Raw genomic sequence first — 3,348 nt, forward strand, 5'->3', positions numbered from 1 at the left:
GGTAGCGCCCCCGCCGCACCCCGTGGCGGTGACGCGCCGCTGCGCCGCCCCGCCGCGCAGGCCGCGCCGGAGCGCAAGGACCGCGGCTGGCGCGACGCCGACTTCCGCGACGGCGGCTCCGCCCCGGCCTTCCTCCGCCGCGGCAACTGAGCGCACCCCCTGGACCCTCCCCCGCTTGCGGGGGAGGGCAGGGTGGGGGCAGCGTCCCGCACGGCACTTCGGGCAAGGCGATGCGCGAGACCGTCCTGATGAAGGGTGAGATAGACACCCTGGTCATCGTCACAACCGCCGCCGGCACCGAGGTCCTCGATGCCGAGGAAGAGGTGGTGGCCTCCTATCCCGACGACCGGCACGAGGAGCTGCTGGCAAGGTATCTGGCGCAGGGCTGGGAAATCGAGGAGGACGGGCCGTGACGGGCCCGTTCCGCTCGCTCGCGCCGCCGTGACGCCGCGGCCGGTTCAGCTTCTGAACCGCCTCACGCCACCCGCCGCGTCTCCCGCGCGAAGACGCTGAGGCCGAGCCACTTCTCCATGTCGCTGGCCACCCGCCGGTCGCCGAGCAGCTCGATGCGCCTTGCCTCGACCTCCTGCCGCAGGCCGGCCAGGCCCATCCAGACCGCGGTGAGGCTGCGAAGCTCCGCGACGACGTGCAGGTCCACCTCGAAGCCCGGGTCCACCGAGCAGAGGTCCACGGCGCGGCCCTCGACGACCAGCCAGTGGTTGCGACGGCTCTCGGCGACGTCGGGAAACTGGAACTGGATCGTGCAGCGCCGCGGCGGCAGCGGTGTCGGGTCCAGGTTCCGCCGCATGTCCCACATCAGCAGCGTCGGATCGAGGTTCCGCAGCGAGACCTGGCTCTCGATCCAGCGCTGGCCCCAGAAGCCCATGCCGAAGACGACCGACCGCAGCTCCTCCCCGGCTGGCGTCAGGCGGTATTCGGTGATCCCCTTCGCGTTCGGCGCGGCCGTCACGATGCCGGCCTTCTCCAGCTCCTTCAGCCGCTTCGACAGCAGCGCCGGCGACATCCGCGGCACGCCGCGGCGCAGCTCGTTGAAGCGCGTGCTGCCGGCCAGCATCTCGCGCAGCACCAGCACGGTCCAGCGCGAGCAGATGACCTCCGCCGCCATCGCCACCGGGCAGAACTGTCCATAGCTGCCGCGTTCTTCCATCGCCGCCTCCCGGTCCCCGGATGCCGGCAGTCTGGGCGTGCTGGCTGGCCGCCAGCAACTTCATTTCCTGAACTAGTCCCGCGCGGCACCGCGGCGCGATGCTCCCCCGGCTTCAACACCCAGGGAGAAACCCGCCATGAACGTCGCACTGCATCCGTCCCCGCCCGCGCCCGACCTGGCCGGCCTGGACCAGCTGCCGGTTGCCGACCGCGCCGCCCGCCTCGTCCCCATCCTGGCGGCGGGCGCCGCCGAGGCCGACGAGCAGGACCGCTTCGTCGCCGACAACTACGCCCTGCTGAAGCAGGCCGGCCTGGTCGAGGCCGGCGTGCCGCAGGAATTCGGCGGCGCCGGCGCGACCATCCGCGACCTGGCCGGGATGCTGCGCATCCTGGCCCATGGCTGCAGCTCCACCGCGCTCGCCTTCTCGATGCACACCCACCAGGTGGCGGTGCCGGCCTGGCGCTGGCGGAACCAGAAGCTCGCCGCGATGGAGCCGCTGCTGAAGCGCATCGCGGCCGAGCGCATCATCCTGCTCTCCTCCGGCGGGTCGGACTGGCTCCCGGGCTCCGGCCGGGCCGAGCGGGTCGAAGGCGGCTACCGCATCACGGCCCGGAAGATCTTCTCCTCCGGCGCGCCGGTCGGCGACCTGATGATGACGGCGGCGGTGCTGGAGGAGGACGGCGCGCGCCACGTGCTGCATTTCGGCGTCAACATGAAGGCGCCGGAGGTGAAGGTGCTCGACACCTGGCGCGCGCTCGGCATGCGCGGCACGGGCTCGCACGACGTTGCGATCGACGGGCTGTTCATCCCCGACGCGGCGGTGGCGCTGAAGCGTCCGGCGGGCCAGTGGCATCCGCTGTTCCACATCCTCGCCCCCATCGCCTTCACCCTGGTCTATGCGGTCTATCTCGGCGTCGCCGAGCAGGCGCGCGACATCGCCGTGGAGGTCGCGAAGCGACGCCCGGCGACCGAGGACATGCTGCAACTCGCCGGCCGCATGGACACCGCGCTGCGCGCCGCGCGGCTCGGGCATGAATGGATGCTGGCCACCACGGACCGCAACGCGCCCTCGGCCGAGGCGGTCAACGACGCCATGACCGGCAAGGCGCTGGTGACGGAGAACGCGATCCGCACGGTGGAGATTGCGCTGGAACTGGCCGGCGGCGCCGGCTTCCACCGCGCAACCGGCCTGGAGCGCCTGTTCCGCGACATCCAGGGCGCGCGCTACCACCCGCTGCAGGCCGGCCCGCAGGCGCGCTATGCCGGGGCGATGGCGCTCGGCCGCCCGGTCGAGACGATCTTCTGATGCGGTCGGGGAGAGGGGCGGCGAACGTCCCTGCTCCCCACCCTCCCATGTGCGCAACTATCCGTGAGCCGCGCGCCATCCTAGCCTGATGTCCTGGCGACGCAGGCTCACACGGCATGGCTTGGCTTTCTTCGATCATCGATGGCCTGCGGCGCAGCGCCGACCGGCCGATGCAGCGGCCGAAGGGCCTGGTCTACTGGCTGGACAGCCCCTCGCCCCCGGCCGCCAGCTTCTGGCTGGCGATGCAGCACGTGGCCGTGCAGTCGGTCTATTTCGTGCTGGCCGCGGCGCCGGCGGCGGCCATCTCGCCGGATCCGCTGGACGCCACCCGCTTCCTCTGCCTGTCCATCCTGGCCGTCGCGCTGTGGCAGGGGCTGCAACTGCTGACGCGCGGCCCGATCGGCTCCGGCTATCCGGTGCCGGCGACGCACGCCCCGGCGATGCTCGGCGCCTACGCCGCCGCCGGCGCGGCGGGCGCCAGCTTCGCCGCGGCGGGTGCGATGGTGCTGATCGCCGGCCTGGTCGCCGCCGCGCTTGCCTTCGCCATGCGCCGCCTGCGCGTGCTGATCCCGAACGAGGTCGCCGGCGTGGTGGTGATGCTGATCGGCGTCTCGCTGATCCTGCTCGGCACGCAGATTCTCGGCCTGCAGCAGGGCGGCACGCTGCCCGGCAAGCTCTCCGTGCTGGTGCTGCTGGCCAGCATCGCCGTGATGGCCGTGGTGGCGCTGAGCGGCACGGCGCTGGCGCGGCTGGCCGTGCTGGTCGGCGCGGCGGCGGGCGTGGCGCTGGCGGTCGTGCTGGGCGAGGTGCCGGCGAATGCCGGCGCGGTGGTGGCGGCCAGCCCCTGGTTCGCGCTGCCGCAGCCCTGGCTGCC

The 3,348-nt window shown here is 72.8% G+C and carries 4 protein-coding genes; 3 read left to right on the forward strand and 1 reads right to left on the reverse strand.

Annotated elements, in window-relative coordinates:
• The first annotated feature begins 230 nt into the window (after nt 1–230).
• On the forward strand, nt 231–413 hold the full coding sequence (locus OZN99_RS28035; protein WP_270938511.1) for a hypothetical protein: 183 nt from the start codon (nt 231–233) through the stop codon (nt 411–413).
• A gap of 62 nt (nt 414–475) precedes the next feature.
• On the opposite strand, the gene OZN99_RS28040 is transcribed toward OZN99_RS28035, so the two are convergent.
• Entirely contained in the window at nt 476–1,168 is a 693-nt protein-coding gene (locus OZN99_RS28040) for a winged helix-turn-helix transcriptional regulator (protein ID WP_270938512.1), read from the reverse strand.
• Nucleotides 1,169–1,304: 136 nt separating this feature from the next.
• On the opposite strand from OZN99_RS28040, the gene OZN99_RS28045 reads away from it, so the two are divergent.
• The gene (locus tag OZN99_RS28045) at nt 1,305–2,474 is read left to right on the forward strand and encodes an acyl-CoA dehydrogenase family protein (RefSeq protein ID WP_270938513.1); all 1,170 of its coding nucleotides are present in this window, start codon (nt 1,305–1,307) and stop codon (nt 2,472–2,474) included.
• A gap of 116 nt (nt 2,475–2,590) precedes the next feature.
• On the forward strand, nt 2,591–3,348 hold a 758-nt coding region (locus tag OZN99_RS28050), incomplete at its 3' end, for a solute carrier family 23 protein (protein ID WP_270938514.1).

This window comes from Falsiroseomonas oryzae, from assembly GCF_027856955.1.
In the GTDB taxonomy this organism is placed as follows: domain Bacteria; phylum Pseudomonadota; class Alphaproteobacteria; order Acetobacterales; family Acetobacteraceae; genus Falsiroseomonas; species Falsiroseomonas oryzae.

What these genes read in the sequence shown, in the direction of transcription:
- OZN99_RS28035 (WP_270938511.1), top strand. Translation starts at nt 231, where the DNA reads ATGCGCGAGACCGTCCTGATGAAGGGTGAGATAGACACCCTGGTCATC.
- OZN99_RS28040 (WP_270938512.1), bottom strand. Translation starts at nt 1,168, where the DNA reads ATGGAAGAACGCGGCAGCTATGGACAGTTCTGCCCGGTGGCGATGGCG.
- OZN99_RS28045 (WP_270938513.1), top strand. Translation starts at nt 1,305, where the DNA reads ATGAACGTCGCACTGCATCCGTCCCCGCCCGCGCCCGACCTGGCCGGC.